General features: G+C 74.3%; 14 protein-coding genes. 4 read left to right on the top strand and 10 right to left on the bottom strand.

Annotation, left to right across the window (positions count from 1 at the left end; translation table 11 throughout):
* Positions 1 to 78: 78 nt before the first annotated feature.
* A complete protein-coding gene (locus ACFC0G_RS10275; protein WP_376400181.1) occupies positions 79 to 1,824 on the bottom strand; it encodes a glycoside hydrolase family 3 protein in 1,746 nt (581 codons plus the stop codon).
* A gap of 247 nt (positions 1,825 to 2,071) precedes the next feature.
* Between ACFC0G_RS10275 and ACFC0G_RS10270 the strand changes: the two genes are divergently transcribed.
* Positions 2,072 to 2,713 (top strand): TetR/AcrR family transcriptional regulator, encoded by a 642-nt coding sequence (locus ACFC0G_RS10270; protein WP_376400179.1) that lies wholly within the window; start codon positions 2,072 to 2,074, stop codon positions 2,711 to 2,713.
* Between the two features lie 36 nt (positions 2,714 to 2,749).
* On the opposite strand, the gene ACFC0G_RS10265 is transcribed toward ACFC0G_RS10270, so the two are convergent.
* Entirely contained in the window at positions 2,750 to 3,358 is a 609-nt protein-coding gene (locus ACFC0G_RS10265; RefSeq protein WP_376400176.1) for a DUF2867 domain-containing protein, read from the bottom strand.
* Positions 3,359 to 3,488: 130 nt separating this feature from the next.
* On the opposite strand from ACFC0G_RS10265, the gene ACFC0G_RS10260 reads away from it, so the two are divergent.
* On the top strand, positions 3,489 to 4,049 hold the full coding sequence (locus ACFC0G_RS10260) for a TetR/AcrR family transcriptional regulator (RefSeq protein ID WP_376400173.1): 561 nt from the start codon (positions 3,489 to 3,491) through the stop codon (positions 4,047 to 4,049).
* Between the two features lie 26 nt (positions 4,050 to 4,075).
* Here ACFC0G_RS10260 and ACFC0G_RS10255 read toward each other — a convergent pair whose 3' ends face one another.
* From ACFC0G_RS10255 to ACFC0G_RS10225, 7 genes are read right to left on the bottom strand one after another with little or no spacing between them, the layout of a single operon-like run.
* Positions 4,076 to 4,690: a hypothetical protein gene (locus ACFC0G_RS10255; RefSeq protein ID WP_376400170.1), complete on the bottom strand. Its 615-nt coding sequence runs from the start codon at positions 4,688 to 4,690 to the stop codon at positions 4,076 to 4,078.
* Complete coding sequence (locus ACFC0G_RS10250; RefSeq protein WP_376400167.1) at positions 4,687 to 6,012, bottom strand: hypothetical protein; 1,326 nt, start codon at positions 6,010 to 6,012, stop codon at positions 4,687 to 4,689. The genes ACFC0G_RS10255 and ACFC0G_RS10250 overlap by 4 nt, the downstream gene beginning before the upstream one ends.
* The gene (locus ACFC0G_RS10245) at positions 6,009 to 6,818 is read right to left on the bottom strand and encodes an ABC transporter ATP-binding protein (protein WP_376400164.1); all 810 of its coding nucleotides are present in this window, start codon (positions 6,816 to 6,818) and stop codon (positions 6,009 to 6,011) included. The genes ACFC0G_RS10250 and ACFC0G_RS10245 overlap by 4 nt, the downstream gene beginning before the upstream one ends.
* Entirely contained in the window at positions 6,815 to 7,699 is an 885-nt protein-coding gene (locus ACFC0G_RS10240) for a zf-HC2 domain-containing protein (protein WP_376400161.1), read from the bottom strand. The genes ACFC0G_RS10245 and ACFC0G_RS10240 overlap by 4 nt, the downstream gene beginning before the upstream one ends.
* Positions 7,696 to 8,313, bottom strand: coding sequence for an RNA polymerase sigma factor (locus ACFC0G_RS10235; protein WP_376400157.1), 618 nt, complete (start codon positions 8,311 to 8,313; stop codon positions 7,696 to 7,698). The genes ACFC0G_RS10240 and ACFC0G_RS10235 overlap by 4 nt, the downstream gene beginning before the upstream one ends.
* Before the next feature lie 56 nt (positions 8,314 to 8,369).
* A complete protein-coding gene (locus tag ACFC0G_RS10230) occupies positions 8,370 to 9,005 on the bottom strand; it encodes a hypothetical protein (RefSeq protein WP_376400154.1) in 636 nt (211 codons plus the stop codon).
* 44 nt (positions 9,006 to 9,049) lie between these two features.
* The gene (locus ACFC0G_RS10225; RefSeq protein ID WP_376400151.1) at positions 9,050 to 9,688 is read right to left on the bottom strand and encodes a GNAT family N-acetyltransferase; all 639 of its coding nucleotides are present in this window, start codon (positions 9,686 to 9,688) and stop codon (positions 9,050 to 9,052) included.
* 131 nt (positions 9,689 to 9,819) lie between these two features.
* Between ACFC0G_RS10225 and lon the strand changes: the two genes are divergently transcribed.
* Positions 9,820 to 12,231, top strand: a complete 2,412-nt coding sequence (gene lon / locus ACFC0G_RS10220; RefSeq protein WP_376400148.1) for an endopeptidase La — start codon at positions 9,820 to 9,822, stop codon at positions 12,229 to 12,231.
* A 101-nt stretch (positions 12,232 to 12,332) separates the two neighbouring features.
* Positions 12,333 to 12,926, top strand: a complete 594-nt coding sequence (locus ACFC0G_RS10215; RefSeq protein WP_376400145.1) for a DUF4240 domain-containing protein — start codon at positions 12,333 to 12,335, stop codon at positions 12,924 to 12,926.
* On the opposite strand, the gene ACFC0G_RS10210 is transcribed toward ACFC0G_RS10215, so the two are convergent.
* Positions 12,923 to 13,807, bottom strand: a complete 885-nt coding sequence (locus ACFC0G_RS10210) for a lytic polysaccharide monooxygenase (protein ID WP_376400142.1) — start codon at positions 13,805 to 13,807, stop codon at positions 12,923 to 12,925. The genes ACFC0G_RS10215 and ACFC0G_RS10210 overlap by 4 nt on opposite strands.
* Positions 13,808 to 14,006 lie beyond the last annotated feature (199 nt).

Genomic DNA, 14,006 nt, shown 5'->3' with positions numbered 1-14,006 from the left:
CTGGCCCCCCACGGGCAGGCCCCGGATCGGTCGCGGGGTCGTTCAGGTACCCCGCGGTCTAGGGGTGATTTCCGGCCGTTACAGCGCCAGGCCGTGGCCGTGCGCGAAGACCGGGTCCGCCGTGTCGTTCGGCACGTCCGGGCGGGCCGCCTCCACCGCCGCCATCGAGCGCGGCAGCTCGAAGGGGAGCCGTCCCTCGGCCTTCGCCCGCCCGAAGGCCACGTCGAGCAGGGCCTCGTCGCTCGCGCCGAAGTCGGCGATCAGCGCCGCAGCGTGCTCGGCGATCTCCGGCAGGACCGCCGGCCGCTCCAGGTTGACGCAGACGACCGTCGGCACGGCGGCGAGCAGGCCCAGGATCCGGGTCAACTCGGGCTCGGCGAAGGCGAGCGAGCCGGAGTGGAAGAAGGACTCGAAGAGGTTCGGCCGCTCCTCGTACGGGGTGCGCAGCCGCAGCACCGCGAGGTCGGCGTCGGCCGGGTCGGCGACGACCTCGCCGTAGGCGGCCGCGACGGCCGGGTCGACGTTCTCGACGTACAGTTTCGGCCGTCCCGACAGGGGGAGCGGGCCGTCGGTGAGGACGGTGAGGGAGCGGCGCTGGGCGGCGGCGCCCGCGGCCGTGAAGTCGGCGCGGCCGACGGTCTCCGCGGCCTCGTCGGGGTCGACGTACCGGCGCTCGTCGAAGAGGCCGAGGAGGAACTTCTCGCGCAGCAGGCGGCGTACGGAGTCGTCGACGCGGGCCTCGGAGATCCGGCCCGAGGCCATCAGCTCCACGATCACCTCGGGGCACTGCTCGCCGCCGAACTGGTCCACGCCCGCGTCCAGCGCCTTCGCCGTCCGCTCGGCCACGCTCAGGTGCTCCACGCCCCAGGCGCGCGCCGGGTGCATCTCGCCGAAGATCGCCGCGTCCGTGAGCAGGCCCCAGTCGGTGCAGACGATGCCGGTGTACCCGAGCTCCTCGCGGAGCAGCCCCGTGATGACGCCCTTGTTGAAGCCGAAGCCGACCTCTTCCCAGTCGGTGCCGATCGGCTGGCCGTAGTACGGCATCATCTGCGAGCAGCCGGCCGCGATCGCGTGCCGGAACGGCTCCAGGTGGTGCTCTCGCATGCCGCCCGGGTAGACCTGCTCCTTGCCGTGCGCGAAGTGCGGGTCCTCGCCGTCCTTCTGCGGGCCGCCGCCGGGGAAGTGCTTGACCATCGCGGCCACCGAGTTCTTGCCGAGGCTCTCGCCCTGGAGACCGCGGACGTACGCCTCCACCAGCTCGCCCGTCAGCTTCGCGTCGGAGCCGAAGGTGCCGGACTGGCGGGACCAGCGGGGCTCGGTCGCGAGGTCGATCTGCGGGTGGAGAGCCGTACGGAAGCCGACGGAGAGGTACTCGCGGCGGACCGTGTCGGCGAAGGCGAAGACGAGGTCGGGGTCGCCGATGGCGGCGAGGCCGAGCGCCTCGGGCCAGGCGGAGAAGGCGCCGGAGTTGAAGGAGGCGCCGATGTTGTCGGTGAAGGCGTGGCGGGGGTCGGTGGAGAGTGAGACGGGGATGCCGAGGCGGGTGCCGGCGGCCATCTCCTGGACGGCGTTGTGCCAGAGGGCCATCTCGCGGGCGCCGTAGGTGCCGAGCAGGTTGAAGTGGGTGAGCTGCCGGTCCTCGACGAGCTCGGGGGTGGTGAGCGGCAGCATCGAACCGTCCGTGTCGGTCACCGGGGTGCCGTCGGGGTTCATCATCAGCATGGAGTGGAAGAGCTGGCCGGCCTTCTCCTCCGGGGTCATCCGGGCGAGGAGGTCCTCGACGCGCTCGTCGACGGGGCGGGTGGCGTCCTGGTAGGGGTGCATGTCGTACGTCCCTGCTTGCTTGACCGGGTGCTGACGGGTGCTGACGGGTGCTGACGGGTGCTGACGGGTGCTGGCCGGACCACGTGACCGGACCCCGTGACCGGACCGCGTGACCTGTTTTAGGCCTTCGACGAGGTCAGGCTAAGCGTGAAAACCGAGTGACCACTAGGTTTCTGGAATGTGTCCTGGGTCACAGGCTCAAAGCCTCTCTCCGGGGCCGGAATCGGTCCCGGCTAGGGTGGGACGCATGCCGGAGAAGAAGGACCCGAAGCCCCGCGCATCCGCAGGTCGGGGCAGCTATGCGGTCGGTGACGCACGCCGCCGGAAGATCCTGGACACCGCCGTCGACCACTTCGGGCGCTGGGGCTTCCACGCCTCCTCGCTCGCCCGGATCGCCAACGACTGCGGGATCACCCAGGGCGGACTGCTGCACCACTTCCGCAGCAAGGAGGACCTGCTCCTCTCGGTCCTCGGGCAGAGCGAGCAGCACGACATGGAGCGGCTGTTCAGCGTCGCGCCCGAGTCGTACGCGGCCTACCTGGAGACCGTGGTCGCGCTGGTCGAGGAGAACACCCGGCGCCCCGGCATCGTCCGGATGTACAACGTCCTGGTGGGCGAGTCCGGCAACGTCGGCCACCCCGCCCACCAGTACTTCAAGGAGCGCTACGCGCGCGTGCTCCAGCACACGGTCGACCTCCTGGAGGAGGCCGTGCGGCGCGGCGAACTGCGCGCCGACCTCGACTGCCGGGCCGTCGGCCAGGAGCACGTCGCCGTCATGGACGGCCTCCAGATCCAGTGGGCCCTCGACCCGGAGTCGATGGACATGCCCGCACGCGTCCGGTCCTTCCTGGGGCGGCAGTACGCGGAGATGGCGGCGCCGCAGGCGTGACGGCGGGGGTGCGCCGGGTCTGGCCGCCGCCTCCCGTCAGGCCGCCGCCTCCCTGGCCTTCCCCGCCTCCCACTCGTGGCCGATCGAGCGCATCAGCCTCGGGTACACGCCCAGGTAGCGGAAGGGCTTGATCCCCGCCATGTAGACGGCGCCGAGCACCCCGTTGGGCTTGACCAGGACGGCCATCCGGGCGCGGTGACGGTCGGGCTCGCCGGGAGTCGGGTCCGGAACCCAGCAGATGTGCATCACCGCGTGCACGGTCCGGTTGGCGGTCTCCGCCGCCCACTCGTCGTGCGTCTGGAAGACCGGCGTGAACGGCACCGCCCGCAGATCGGGCCCCTGCGTCCCCGCGCGCAGATCCTCCGGCAGTCGCGTCCGGAGGGAACCCACCCGCCCGTCGAGGCCAGCGGCGGCCTTGTCCCAGCCGAGCAGTGCGCCCAGCTTCCAGCGGATCGCGAAGAGCGTGCGGATGACGGGTGCGGAGAGGGCGGTTCCGTCGCCGTTCGTGAACTGCCTTACGAGGCGGTCGAGTTCGTTCGGTCCGCCCGTGACGGGCAGCTCCCACACGTCCTCGACCTGGAAGTCCCCGGCGACCTCGTGGATCCGCCACGGGCGGGAGGTGTGCGCGGTGCGGGGAAGTCTCATGGTCGTACCCCTGTTCCTCCGTCGGTCCACCGCTCCCTGTCTGTACGGTGGCGTATAGATCAAGCGTAGACCCGTCTGTACGGCACCGTATAGTCGGGTCGAGGAGCGGCGAGGTGAGGAGGGACACACCATGGGCGCGATCCGCACACCCCGTGGCCGGTGGATCGAGGAAGGCCTCCGCGCGCTCGCGCGGGGCGGCCCGGAGGCCGTACGGATCGAACCGCTGGCCCAGGCCCTCGGCGTCAGCAAGGGCGGCTTCTACGGCTACTTCACCAACCGCGACGCCCTGCTCGCCGAGATGCTCGATACCTGGGAGCGCGAGGTCTCCGAAGCGGTCATCGAGCGGATCGAGAGCGGCGGGGGAGAGGGCCGCGCCAAACTCGGCCGGCTCTTCGACTTCGTCCAGGGCGTCGCCGAAGGACCGGTGACCGGCCTCACCGTCGACCTCGCCGTCCGCGACTGGGCCCGGCGCGACGAGACCGTCGCCGCACGCCTCCGCCGCACCGACAACCGGCGCATGGAGTACCTGCGTTCGCTCTTCCGGGACTTCTGCGCCGACGAGGACGACGTCGAGGTCCGCTGCCTGATCGTCTTCTCGCTGCGCGTGGCCGACCGCTTCATCGCGGTCGACCACGGCGGGCGTACGCCGGCGGAGATGGCGGAGCTGACGAGGGAGTGGCTGCTGAGGTAGGCGTGATGGCGCTTTCGCGCCGCGGCTCAGGCCTCGCCGGCCGTGCGCCGGGCGCCCCGCCACGCGTACAGCGCCGTGCCGGCGGCGAGGCAGAGGGCGGCAGCCGTCCAGGCCTCGCCCTCCGGGCCGGGGCGGGTCGCCCAGCCCCACCAGACCGCGCCGCCGGTCGCGTCCGAGGGGGCCGCGAGATAGGCCGCGCCCACGTAGAAGGTCGGCGGCAGCCAGCTCAGCCGGGCGCCGACGAGGGCCGCAGAAGCCGCCGTCATCCCCACCAGGCCCAGGGTGTTGCGTACGGCGGCGGGCGCGCCGAACACCTCCGCGTGACCCGGCACCGCGAGAGCGAGCAGGGCCACGGCCGGAGCGGTCGGGGCGAGGAGGTGCGCCAGGCGGCGCGGCCACCAGGCGCGTACCGCCGTGCGGTCCAGCTCGTCGCTCGGCGTGTGCAGACTGGTGCCGATCGCGCCCGCCGCGAGCAGCGGGCCGAGGAGCACGACCGGCAGCCGCGCGGTGTGGTCGAAGTCCGCCGCCGACACCAGCCGCTCGGCCGCCCAGGCAGCGGCCACCGCCGTGGCGAGCAGGGCGGCCAGCGCACCGGGCAGGCCGCGGGAGCGCAGATAGAGGCTCAGCGGGGGGAGCTTCACGGGATCGGCACCTCGTCCGGACGGCAGGTGTTCGCGGCCAGGTAGCGGGTCAGGTAATCGCGCTGTTCGGCCGGTGACTTGGCGTTCAGCCGGTCGATGTACGGCTGGGCGCCGGTGGTGGCGGGGCCGTAGTCGTCCGTTGTCGGCGCCAGCCATTCGATGACGGCGAGATTGACGAGGCTCGCCCGCTCGGCGTTCGGGCCCGTGCCGTCACCGGGGCGGCAGGTGTCCGAGAACAGCCAGGACACGGCCGAGTTGAGGTACAGCGCCGGTCGCGCGAGCCGGTCGCGCACCGCGTCCTGCCGGGCGTCCGGCAGCGCGACGTCCCCGGGGCCGGCGGGTCCGCCCGGGCCGCTCACCCAGCGGACCGGGGCGCCGGGCACCCCCTTGAGGCGCGCGTTCAGCGGGGCGAGCGCTGCCGAGACGTCGGGCAGCAGGTCCTCGTCCACCGCCGTCAGGCACACCTGCGGCGTGCCGGTGTCGCAGACCTGCCGGGACAGGGCCGGGTCAGGGCGCCACGGACCCTCGTCCGGCGGCAGGCGCAGGATCAGGGTCGCGGCGCCGATCGCGACCGCCAGCGGGACCAGGGCGAGCGGCCGGAGGCGCGCCGAGCGCAGCCCGTACGCGAGGACCGCGGCGAGTGCGAGACCCGCCGCCCAAGCCATCGCCGCCGGGCCGTACCACCACACCGGCCGGTCCCAGAAGAACTGGTGCTCGCCGGCCGGTCCGAGCCAGCGCGAGGGGCCCTGCCGGTACGCGGCGAGGCCCAGCACGACGTACCCGACGATCCCCAGGAGCGGGGCCGCCAGCCGCCACCGGACCGTTCGCCCGGCGAGATGGCCGAGCGCGCCGAGGGCGGCGACGGCCATCGCGTCGGCGGCGAGGAGTTCGAGGAAGGGGCGCCCGGCAGAGACGTACGGCCAGGTGGCGAGGGCACAGACGGCGTCGGCGAACAGCACGCCGGCGGCGGGCCAGAGCGCGGACGGGGCCACCGCGACCAGGAGGCGGCGCAGCGGGGAGCGCGGGACGGACTCCCACAGGTCGTTCGTCCCGCGCCGCCGGTCCCGGCCGCCCTGCCAGCAGCCCGCCGCGAGCGCGAGGGGCCCGCCGAGCAGACCGGCGGCGACGTGCAGCAGGTTCGTCACGTCGGCCCAACGGCCCTGCCACTCGGGCGCCTTGCCGTACATCGTCACCAGGACGGTGACGGCGACGGCGGCGCCGGTCCACGGCCCGAGGCCGCGGCGCAGCTCGGTGCGGAGGGGGGAGGGCGGGCGCGCGGGCGTCCGTTCCTCCGTGCCGGGCGGGGTGAGGGTCGCGGTCACCGCAGCGCCTCCTTCGTACGCACCGCGCCGGCTCCGGCGCTCGCGCGGTGGGCGCGCAGGGCGGCCGTGTAGCCGCGCTCGATCGCCTGCGTCGCCGAGTCGCCGGGTACGTCCGACTCGCCGCCGAGCGCGGCCAGTTCTGCGGTCGTCCCGCGAAACGCGAGCCGCCCCGACTCGATCAGGGTGACCTCCGTGCAGGCCGCGGCCACGTCCTCCACCAGATGCGTGGAGACCACCACCGTCGCTTCCGTGCCGAGCTCCCGCAGCAGCTCGCGGAAGTCGACCCGCTGCTCCGGGTCGAGGCCCGCCGTCGGCTCGTCGAGCAGCAGCAACTCCGGTTCGTTCACGATCGCCTGCGCGATGCCCGCCCGCCGGACCATGCCGCCCGACAGCGTCTTCATCCGCGCGTCGATCCGGCCGCCGAGCCCGACGCGCTCGACGGCCCGCTCCACGGCCGCCCCGGCCCGGTCCGCCGGCACCTCCTTCAGCCAGGCCACGTACGCGACGAACTCCCGGACCGTGAAGGCCGGGTAGAAGCCGAACTCCTGCGGCAGATAGCCGAGCCGGCGCCGGATCGCGGTGCGTTCACGGTGGCCCGCGACGTCCCCGCCGAGCAGCTCCACCCGCCCGGCGGCGGGCGCGGCGACCGTCGCGAGGACCCGGATGAGCGAGGTCTTCCCGGCGCCGTTGGGGCCGAGCAGGCCGTGGACGCCGGGGGAGAGGGACAGGTCGAGCGCGTCGAGGGCGACGGTGCGGCGGTGCCGGACGGTCAGTCCGGTCACCGCGACCGTGGCGGGCTGGTTCACCGGGTCTCCAGGTGGTCGAAGGAACGGCGCCGCAGCGCGAGGAGGGCCCCGCAGGCGAGTGCCGCCGCGGCCCAACTCCCTTGCGCTGCCGGGCCGGAGAAGTAGCGGGCGAGCGCGGCGGCACCGTCCGTGCCGGCCGCCGACGGCCCGAGGAGCGGGCCCGTCACGGCGAGCAGCCACCCGCAGGCGAGGGTCGCGGCCGCCGCCCGGCAGCCGACGAACGAGCCGAGCGCGAGGGCGGCCAGGGCCAGCGCGAGCCCCGGCAGCAGCCAGGCGGCCGCCCCCGGGAAGCCGGCCACCGGCGGCAGCAGCGCCCCGCCCGCCGTCAGCAGCGGCACGCAGACCGCGAGCACGGCGGCGGTACGGGTGAGGAGCAGCCGCAGCCCGCCGGAGGGGGTGGCGGCGGTGATCTCGTACAGGGGGTCGGCGTGGCGTCCGTACGAGACGGCGACCCCGCCCAGCGGGAGGACCGGGGAGAGCGCGAGCAGCCAGCTCCGCGCGCCCTGGAACCCGGCGCCGTAGGCCAGGGCGAAGGCCCCGCCCAGGACGAGCGCCACGGCCACGACCCAGGAACCGCGCAGGGCGGGCCCGGCGGCCCACCAGAGCCGCGCCCACCGCCCGAGGGGGCTCCCGGCGGCGACGGCGACGGCCGGAACGGGCCGGTGTCCCACGGACGTCAGGAGCTCCGCCCGTACGGCGGCCAGCGCCGGGCCCGCGGCTCCGGCGCGTACGGCGGCCGAGACGCGGCCCGCGCAGGGGGAGCAGGACTCGACGTGCTTCTCCAGGGACCAGGCGTCCGTCTCGGGGGCGGCGCCCTCCGCGTACCGGAGGGCCAGCGCGTCGGTGACGTGCCAGCCGGTGGCGTGCAGGGGGGACGTCATGCGGTGCCTCCCAAGGGGTACGGGCCGCCGCCGGCGCCGAGGGCGGCGCGCAGCTCGCGGCGGGCGCGCAGGGCGCGGGTCTTGACGGTGCCCTCGGGTATGCCGAGCAGCCGGGCGGTCTCGCGGGTCGTAAGACCGTCGACGACGGTCGCCCGCAGGACCTCGGCGAGCTCGGGCGAGATCCGGTCGAGGGCGGCGCCCACCTCGCCGTACTCCAGGCCCGCGAGGACCCGCTCCTCGGCGGAGGGCGCGGGCGCGGCGGGTTCCGGCGGCGCGGCCGCGGCCCGTTCGGTGCGTTCGGCGCGGGCCCGGGCGCGCTGGGCGTCGACGAGCCGCCGGGCGGCGATCACCCAGAGCCAGCCGCCGGCCTCGCCCCGGCCGCGGTGGCCGCCGGCCGAGCGCCAGACCGTGACGAAGGTGTCCTGGAGGACCTCCCGCACGGTCTCCTCGTCGGAACAGCGGCGGGCGAGCCGGGCGTGCAGCCAGCCCGCGTGCCGGTCGTAGAGGACGGCGAGCGCCTCGGTGTCCCCCCGGGCGACCGCGCGCAGCAGCGCCGCGTCGTCGTCCTCGTCTCCCCCTGCGGGGCCTCCCCCTGAGGGGCGCAACAGTCTCACGCCCTCTCTATCGCGCACGGACCCCTGTTCGGTTCACGGCGGGGGCCGTCCCCCGCTCAGGGGCTCGTCGGCGGGCCGCCCTCCGGGAGGGCGGCGAAGACGCGCTGGAGGGCCGGCGGGCGTTCGCCGTCGCCCGCGACGACGAGACGGCCGCGGTACGTGAGGGAGTACTGGAACCCGTCGGCGACCGGGCTGCCGGTGGGCCGGCTCGGGACCCGCGCGTACGCCGGGTCCTCCAGGGCGGCCCGCAGCTCGGCGACCTCGGCGGGCGTCTGCTGCCCGGTCCGGGGCGGCTTATGGCCGGAGCGGCTGGTCCAGCTGCCGTCGTCGTGGACGACGAGCTGATTGCGGACCCCGGCGAAGCCACCGCTGACGACGACCTCGACGAGGACCTCGGCGGGCCGTGGCTCGTCGCGAGGTGCGGTCGGCGTCGGGGTCGGGGTCGGAGCGGCTGTGCGGGTCGGCTCAGGCGTACCGCTCGGCCCCTGGGACTCCTGCGGCGCCTGGGACTGCTGCGGCTCCTGCGGCTCCGAGGACTGCTGCGGCTCCGGGGGCGCGCTCACCCCCGTCGCGGGCGGGCCGCCCGGTGTGGGCGGCACCCCGGGCCCGCAGGCGCTCGCGCCGCCGGCCAGGACCGCCGCAAGCAGCAGGGCCCCGCACCACTTCCCCCGTACGCCTCGGCCTCGCACCATGGATCGAGCATGCCCCGTACGGGGTCCCCCGCGCAGCCGGACGGTCAGGTTCCCGACCGGATGATCCCGGTGAGGGGCCCGCGGTAGCGCCAGTCGAGGGAGTCGTACAGCGCGAGGCCGTCCGTGGTCGCGGCCAGCACCCCGGTCTCGGCCCCGGCCTGCGCGGCGGCGGCCTCCAGGGTGCGCATGACGTTCGCGCCGAGGCCGCGCCGCCGGTGCGCGGGGTCGGTCTCGATCTGGTCGGCGACGGCGGTGGATCCCGTCGGGGCGATCTGGCCGCGCGCGGCGAGGGTGCCGTCCGGGGCGAGGACGCGGACCCGGATGACCCCGTCCCGGACCTCGGTGGTCCGCGCGTACCCCTCCGGCGGCGCGGGGCGGGCGCCCGGGTCCAGCGGCTTGACCATCATGAAGCCCGGGTCGTCGGGGACCGTCCACTCCGGGGTGATCCAGGGCGCCACCTCCTCAGGGGTGGCCATCACCTTGAGCCAGCTGTACGGCTCGGTGAGCGCCTCGCAGAGCGCGCCGACGGAGGCCGCGTCGGGGGCGGGCAGGACGTGCCGCACGACGTGCCGGGGCAGGCCGACGTCGATCCGGTAGCCCCAGGGCTCGACGACGGCGGGCGGGGTCTCCCGGGAGACGGTCCAGCCGGCCACCCAGGCGGAGGTAATAGCTGATATGTCCATAGGGTCATTACATCGGCAGTCGATGGTCCGGCGGAAGGGTGATCGCTCAGAGCGAACTGCCGCTGGGGAACATTCCTGGGCTCACGTGCATTGAGTCCGTACAGCTCAACTTGACTGCCGAAGGGGAGATCATGGCTTCTGCGTCCACGGCGTCCGCGCCGCTCACTCTGCCTGTGCTGCCGCTCGACGACGAGGTCGTGCTGCCCGGAATGGTGGTGCCGCTGGACCTGTCCGACACCGACGTACGGGCCGCCGTCGAGGCCGCCCAGGCCGCCGCCCGCCCGGAAAGCGGCAAACCGCGGGTGCTGCTCGTGCCCCGCGTCGACGGGACCTACGCCGGCACCGGCGTCCTCGGCACCGTCGAGCAGGTGGGACGCCTGTCCGACGGCGACCCCGGCGCGCTGATCCGCGCCCTCGGCCGCGTCCGCATCGGCGCCGGCACGACCGGACCCGGCGGCGCCCTCTGGGTCGAGGGCAGCGCCGTCGAGGAGACCCTGCCCGACCCGCTGCCCGGCTCCGTGACCGAGCTGGTCAGGGAGTACAAGGCGCTGGCCACCAGCTGGCTCAAGAAGCGCGGCGCCTGGCAGGTCGTCGACCGCGTCCAGCAGATCGACGGCGTCGGCGCCCTCGCCGACAACTCCGGCTACTCGCCCTTCCTCACCGTCGAGCAGAAGGTCGAGCTCCTGGAGACCGCCGACCCGGTCGCCCGCCTCAAGCTCGCCACCGCCCAGCTCCGCGAGCACCTCGCCGAGCAGGACGTCGCCGAGACCATCGCCAAGGACGTCCAGGAGGGCGTCGACAAGCAGCAGCGCGAGTTCCTCCTCCGCCGCCAGCTCGAAGCCGTCCGCAAGGAGCTCCGCGACCTCAACGGCGAGGCCGAGGGCGACGAGTCCGACGACTACCGCGCCCGCGTCGAGGCCGCCGACCTGCCCGAGAAGGTCCGCGAGGCGGCCCTCAAGGAGGTCGAGAAGCTGGAGCGGTCCAGCGACCAGTCCCCGGAGGGCTCCTGGATCCGCACCTGGCTCGACACCGTCCTCGAACTGCCCTGGAACGAGCGCACGGAGGATCAGTACGACATCCCCGGCGCCCAGGCGATCCTCGACGCCGAGCACGCGGGCCTGGAGGACGTGAAGGAGCGCATCACCGAGTACCTCGCCGTGCGCAAGCGCCGCGCCGAACGCGGCCTCGGCGTCGTCGGCGGCCGCCGCGGCGGAGCCGTCCTCGCCCTCGTCGGCCCGCCCGGCGTCGGCAAGACCTCGCTCGGCGAGTCCGTCGCCCACGCGATGGGCCGCAAGTTCGTCCGCGTCGCCCTCGGCGGCGTCCGCGACGAGGCCGAGATCCGCGGCCACCGGCGGACCTACGTCGGCGCCCTGCCCGGCCGGATCGTCCGGGCGATCAAGGAAGCCGGGTCCATGAACCCGGTGGTCCTGCTCGACGAGATCGACAAGGTCGGCTCCGACTTCCGGGGCGACCCGGCGGCAGCCCTCCTCGAAGTCCTGGACCCCGCCCAGAACCACACCTTCCGCGACCACTACCTGGAGGTCGAACTCGACCTCTCCGACGTCGTCTTCCTGGCCACGGCCAACGTGCTCGAAGCCATCCCTGAGGCCCTGCTCGACCGCATGGAGCTGGTCAGGCTCGACGGGTACACCGAGGACGAGAAGGTCGTCATCGCCCGCGACCACCTGCTCCCGCGCCAGCTGGAGCGGGCCGGCCTGGAGCCGGGCGAGGTCGTCCTGGAGGACGCCTCCCTGCGCAGGCTCGCCGGCGAGTACACCCGGGAGGCCGGCGTCCGCACCCTGGAGCGCGCCATCGCCCGGCTGCTCCGGAAGGTCACGGCCCAGCACGAACTGGGCGACCGCGAGCTGCCGTTCACGGTCACGCCGGACGACCTGCGGGACCTGATCGGCCGCCCGCACCACGTGCCCGAGTCCGCGCAGGACCCGGCGGAGCGCCGCACGGCGGTGCCGGGCGTCGCCACCGGACTCGCGGTGACCGGCGCGGGCGGTGACGTCCTCTTCGTGGAGGCGTCCCTCGCCGACCCGGAGACCGGTGCCGCCGGTCTGACCCTCACCGGCCAGCTGGGCGACGTGATGAAGGAGTCCGCGCAGATCGCGCTCTCCTTCCTCCGCTCGCACGGCGCGGAGCTGGAACTGCCCGTCACCGGCCTCAAGGACCGGGGCGTGCACATCCACTTCCCGGCGGGCGCGGTCCCCAAGGACGGGCCGAGCGCGGGCGTCACGATGACGACCGCCCTCGCGTCCCTGCTGAGCGGCCGCCAGGTCCGTACGGACGTGGCCATGACCGGCGAGGTCTCCCTCACCGGCCGGGTCCTCCCGATCGGCGGCGTGAAGCAGAAGCTGCTCGCGGCGCACCGCGCGGGCATCACGACGGTCGTGATCCCCAAGCGGAACGAGGCGGACCTGGACGACGTCCCCGCCGAGATCCTGGAGAAGCTGGAGGTCCACCCGGTGACGGACGTCCGGCAGGTCCTGGAGATCGCCCTCGCCCCGGCGGCGGTGCCGGTGGGCGTGGCCGCGTAACTCCCCGGCGGTGAGCGGGGTGTCCTGATCAGGGACACCCCGCTCCGGCGTCCCCGAATCCCCGTACCCGGATGTCAGTCGAGGCTGTCATGCTCGTACGCATGAACGACGACGCCTTCTGGGCTCTCATCGACGAGTTGAGCCGCCGTCCCGGTGACCGGGACGAGCGGCTGGAGTGGCTGCGGGCGGAGCTGGTGCGGCGCCCGGAGACCGAGAGCGTGGCGTTCCAGGTGCGGCTGGAGAGGGCGTGCGAGAGAGCCGACACCCGCGCGGTGTGGGCGGCGGCGAACCGCGTCGAGGGCGGCGGCTGCACGGACGACGGCTTCCACTACTTCACGCTCTGGCTCGTGGGGCAGGGGCGGAAGGTGTACGACTCGGTCGTCGCCGACCCGGACGCCCTGGCCGACGTGCCCGGGATCCGGGTCCTCGTCGGCCGGCACCGCGACGAGTGGGACGAGGACGAGTGGCCCGAGTGGGAGGAGCTCGACTACGTCGCCCAGGACGCGTACGACGAGCTGACCGGCCAGGAGGACGACGACGGCGAGGAGTTCCTCGACGCCGTCGAGGAGGCGGAGGACGCCGCCGAGGCGGCGGGAGAGTGGGAAGAGGGCGAGGACGTCCGGGGGGCTCGGCCGGAGGGGATGGCACTGCCCCGGCTCACCGCCCTCTTCCCGCTCGGTACCTCCGGCTCCTAGGAGGCGGAGGAGCTCCGGCGGCGGCCCAGGAGCAGGGTGCCTCCCGCGAAGGCGGCGAGGGCGCCCGCGCCCGCGAGGGCCAGGGGGAGCGGCGAGGCGGGGGCTCCGGCGGCCTCTGCGGAGAGCGCCGGGGCGTGCTCGTCGCCGCCGTGGCCGGCGTGGCTGACGGTGGAGAGGTCGGCGCCCGCCGCGATCTTCGCCTCGGTCGGGGCCTGCGCCTTCAGCTGGGTCTGCGCCGCCGCCGCACTGCCGAAGGTGACGTCCGAGCAGCTGTAGAAGGCCTCGGGGCTGTCGTTGCGCTGCCACACCTTGTAGACGATGTGGCGGCCGGTGCGGGCCGGGAGGTTGCCCGTGAAGTTGTAGTAGCCGTCCGTGGCCGTGCGGGTGGTGTTGTAGACGGCGACCGGGGTCGCGTCCAGGTCCGACCACTTCAGGGGCTGCGTCGGGTCGAAGCCCGCCTTGGTGATGTAGACCGTCATCGTGCCCGAGTGGGCGGCGGTCGCCCGGAACTTGAAGTCGAAGGAGCCCGCCTTGACGGCCGTCGCCGGCCAGTCGGTGCGCGCCCAGTCCAGCGCCCGGTACTTGGCGCGGTTCGCCGAGCAGAGCTTGCCGTCCGGGATGAGGGCCTGGTGCTGGCCGTCGGCGTTGGCGATGTTCACCTCGTTCCAGTCGTACAGCGGCTGGGTGCCGGAGTCGGCGACGAGGTCCTTGCACACCTGCGACTTGGGCGTCTCGGGGCCTTCGGCGTAACAGGCCGCCACGCGGCTCACGGGGTTGAAGACGGCGCCGTGGGCACCGGCCGTGGTGGGGGTGAGGCCGACGAGAGCGGCGGCGGACAGGGCGGAGACGGCGACGGCGGAGGTACGGCGGTAGGAGGCCATGCGGGGGCTCTCTCTCGTGCGTGGGGGAGAACGGGACGAGCAACGCGCGCTGGGTACGCAGAAGTTGAATTCCGGGCGACCGCCGTAGAGCGTCGCATTGGTCCATACCAATGGGCAAGGGGGCGGGCGGAAAAAGCCGAAGCGGCCCCCCGGGGTGCCGTGCACCCGGAGAGCCGCCGCGGAAGGGGGAGGGATCAGT

Origin of the sequence: Streptomyces sp. NPDC056169 (assembly GCF_042268445.1) — a bacterium.
Classification (GTDB): domain Bacteria; phylum Actinomycetota; class Actinomycetes; order Streptomycetales; family Streptomycetaceae; genus Streptomyces.
Note: the sequence above shows the minus strand (reverse complement) of the source record. Positions and strands in the feature narration are given on the sequence as shown.

Bases quoted from the DNA above. Each gene is read 5' to 3' on its own strand.
- ACFC0G_RS10275 (WP_376400181.1), bottom strand. From the start codon at position 1,824: ATGCACCCCTACCAGGACGCCACCCGCCCCGTCGACGAGCGCGTCGAG.
- ACFC0G_RS10270 (WP_376400179.1), top strand. From the start codon at position 2,072: ATGCCGGAGAAGAAGGACCCGAAGCCCCGCGCATCCGCAGGTCGGGGC.
- ACFC0G_RS10265 (WP_376400176.1), bottom strand. From the start codon at position 3,358: ATGAGACTTCCCCGCACCGCGCACACCTCCCGCCCGTGGCGGATCCAC.
- ACFC0G_RS10260 (WP_376400173.1), top strand. From the start codon at position 3,489: ATGGGCGCGATCCGCACACCCCGTGGCCGGTGGATCGAGGAAGGCCTC.
- ACFC0G_RS10240 (WP_376400161.1), bottom strand. From the start codon at position 7,699: ATGACGTCCCCCCTGCACGCCACCGGCTGGCACGTCACCGACGCGCTG.
- ACFC0G_RS10230 (WP_376400154.1), bottom strand. From the start codon at position 9,005: ATGGTGCGAGGCCGAGGCGTACGGGGGAAGTGGTGCGGGGCCCTGCTG.
- ACFC0G_RS10225 (WP_376400151.1), bottom strand. From the start codon at position 9,688: ATGGACATATCAGCTATTACCTCCGCCTGGGTGGCCGGCTGGACCGTC.
- lon (WP_376400148.1), top strand. From the start codon at position 9,820: ATGGCTTCTGCGTCCACGGCGTCCGCGCCGCTCACTCTGCCTGTGCTG.
- ACFC0G_RS10215 (WP_376400145.1), top strand. From the start codon at position 12,333: ATGAACGACGACGCCTTCTGGGCTCTCATCGACGAGTTGAGCCGCCGT.
- ACFC0G_RS10210 (WP_376400142.1), bottom strand. From the start codon at position 13,807: ATGGCCTCCTACCGCCGTACCTCCGCCGTCGCCGTCTCCGCCCTGTCC.